Origin of the sequence: Synechococcus sp. R50.1 (genome assembly GCF_047462115.1) — a bacterium.
GTDB lineage: Bacteria > Cyanobacteriota > Cyanobacteriia > Thermostichales > Thermostichaceae > Thermostichus.
In genome coordinates, this window is the sequence record NZ_JANSIN010000083.1 from 1 (window position 1) to 2,679 (window position 2,679).

At 58.9% G+C, this 2,679-nt stretch carries 2 protein-coding genes; one reads left to right on the forward strand and one right to left on the reverse strand.

What is annotated here, in order from left to right; translation table 11 throughout:
* Nucleotides 1-101: 101 nt before the first annotated feature.
* Nucleotides 102-629: a MarR family winged helix-turn-helix transcriptional regulator gene (locus NW870_RS12840; protein ID WP_414358452.1), complete on the reverse strand. Its 528-nt coding sequence runs from the start codon at nucleotides 627-629 to the stop codon at nucleotides 102-104.
* Nucleotides 630-1,013: 384 nt separating this feature from the next.
* Between NW870_RS12840 and NW870_RS12845 the strand changes: the two genes are divergently transcribed.
* Nucleotides 1,014-2,306 (forward strand): D-alanyl-D-alanine carboxypeptidase, encoded by a 1,293-nt coding sequence (locus tag NW870_RS12845; RefSeq protein WP_414375631.1) that lies wholly within the window; start codon nucleotides 1,014-1,016, stop codon nucleotides 2,304-2,306.
* Nucleotides 2,307-2,679: the final 373 nt, after the last annotated feature.

Below are 2,679 nucleotides of genomic sequence, written 5' to 3' on the forward strand. Positions count from 1 at the left end.
CAGCCTAGAGGTCCAGGGTTGGCTTGCCGACTCTAGGGCTACTGAAAGCTCCCGCCTTTAGGCGGGGGTAGTTTACCAACACGACCCATGAAGACCAAAGACTATTGGCTTGGCTCTGACAATACAGCCGCCTCTGGATCCACTGACAAATGGGCGATCAGCCGATCCACCAGCCGCGAGAGGGTTGCCCGTTCTTCTGGGCTGAGACAGCCGTAGGTTTGCTCCCGCAACTGCCAAATCAGAGGGGGCAAAACGTCTTTCAGCTCCTCTCCTGCCGGTGTGAGGTAGACTCGCCAAATCCGCCGATCCTCAGGATCCCGCTGCCGCCGGATCAGCTCCCGTTTTTCCATGCCATCCAACACCCCGGTCATGGTGCCCCCCAACTGCTGCAGGCGCTCACAAATGGTGGAAGTCGGGATCCCGTCTTCTTCCCAGAGGCAGCAGAGCACCACCCAATGGGAGATGGTTAGGCCAAAAGGCTCTAAATAGGACTGGAACTTCCGCCGCACCAATTGAGACAACAATCGAATGCGATAGCCCAAGGAGTTGGGGGCGAGAATGTCATGCCACCGTTCTAGGAAAGCCTGTTTTTCCGATTGAACTCTTACTTTGGTTGGACTGTTTCCCATTGGCGGCCTGGAATGCTTAGAGTCTAAATCGCCCTATTTTATCTTTTACTCAGGAGAGAAGGAGCTTGCGATCCGTTCTGCACGAGTGTATGAGCCATCTCCCACCCTCTCCAGTACAGCCTAGCCCTTGCACAGCCAACGGACGATCTGCAGCCATTGCCGTTGCAAAGGATATCCATCAGGCAACACAGCATTTTCTGGCTTCGCATCAGGCTACAGCCGAGTGGGATCCCTGCCAAGCAAAAGATGGGCTCGCATGAACTGGAGTCGATAGCGCTGGAAGAGGCTGCCACAGAGATTTGCAAAGGCAGTTCGGATGGCACTAGAGTAGCGTCAAGTCTTGCCAGCCTGTCGTCTTTTGCAAGTGTCTTTGGTGAGGTCATCATGCCGCTTATCCCACAGGGGTTGCGCTCCCATCGTCGTTTCCTCTGGGCAGGGATCCCGTTGGCCGGTGCTTTGGCCTTGGGGGCCTGCTGGAGCAATCGCACGGGTGCCGAAGTCGAGTTTCCCACATCGGCTCAGAATCCTTTCCCCCCCATCCCCACCCCACCGCCGCCGCTGCCTTCCCCAAGTGGAACTCCGGGCCTTCCCCCCTGGTGGCCTCGTGCCCAATCGCCGGAGTGGGAAGATTCCCCTTATGCTCCGGTCTTGTCCGGCTTTTTGCAGGGATTGGCAGCCCAAGGGGGAGCGCTCTCTCAACAGGGGATCCTGCTCTGGACACCGGAAGGGGATCTGTTAGCGGAGCATTTATCGGATCGGCCTTTGCCGGTGGGAGCCTTGGATCAGTTGGCCATCAGCTTGATGGCCCTGGAGACTTGGGGCTATGAACGTCGCTTTGAGACCCGGTTCTACACCACAGGCCATCTTTTGGGCCATCGCTTGACGGGAGATTTGATCCTGGTGGGTGGCGGGGATCCCTACTTCACGGAAGCGAATGTGGCAGAGCTGGCCCACCATTTGCATAGCCTCAACATTCGCCAGATCGACGGGGATGTGAAGGTGTTGTCCCCCTTCCACCTGCTGGGCCAACCCGATCCTTTGGCCGGTGCTCGGCGTTTGGCAGAGCTCCTCAGCGATACGCAACAGCCCCACCCGGTTGCCATTCGCGGCTCGGTGTCAACCCTGACAGCCCTGCCCGCGGACGCCCACTGCTTGGCTCGTTATACCTCGCTACGCCTGGGATCCCTGTTGCAAATCCTCAACGGCAGCAACGACCGGACTATGGCAGAAGCCCTGTTGGCGGAACTGGGGGGCAAAACAGCCCTGCTGGAGTACCTGCGGCAGCGGTTGGTGTCTCAGCCCATTTCCCGCCTGGATCCCGACATGGCCCCCGCCGAGCAAGACATTCGCTTTGGACAAAGGGGGCAAGCCCTGTACCTCTCCCCTCGCGCCCTAGCTCACCTCTGGGAGCAGTTGGTGGATCTCACGGACGGGGATCCGACTCGGATCTTGCCCAGAGCGGGCATTGGCCACAGCACCCTGCAGGCGCGCACCTTGCCCCCAGGCACGGTGGCTCAGGTGGGATCCGCTGCGGATCGGCTGATGATGATGGGGCAATTGCCGGATGGCACCCGCTTTATCCTGCTCAACCAAGGCCCCGACCTGGGCATTTTGAGCCAACAACAGGATCAGTTTCTGCGGGAGGTGGCGGCCATTTCCGAGCCCCTTCGCCGCTAATGCCGACAATTAGACTTCTTCTTTATGTACCTCTCCCCCACTTCCCGTTAGGGGGCGAGAGATTGCGGCCTTGCAGCTATGCAGGGCAGAGTAGTGCGCTCGCTACTGACTTGGGCACATGGAGCCTTCAAAGAGCTGCTGAAGGCGGTGGCTAAGCAGTACGGGAAGCTGGTGATTGAAGTCTCAGCTTACTAGCGCAGGAGCCCCGCCCTCTGCCCACAGGGCGAGGGTCGGGAGGAATGCACTTTGATGAGGTACCGTAAGGGTATGACCCAAGTCCTGACCCTTTCCTGCAGGCTCAAGGTGTCTCAGTCGCAAGCCGCAAAGTTGGATGCGACCTTGGATGCCTTCGGCCAAGCCTTGAACTGGGTGA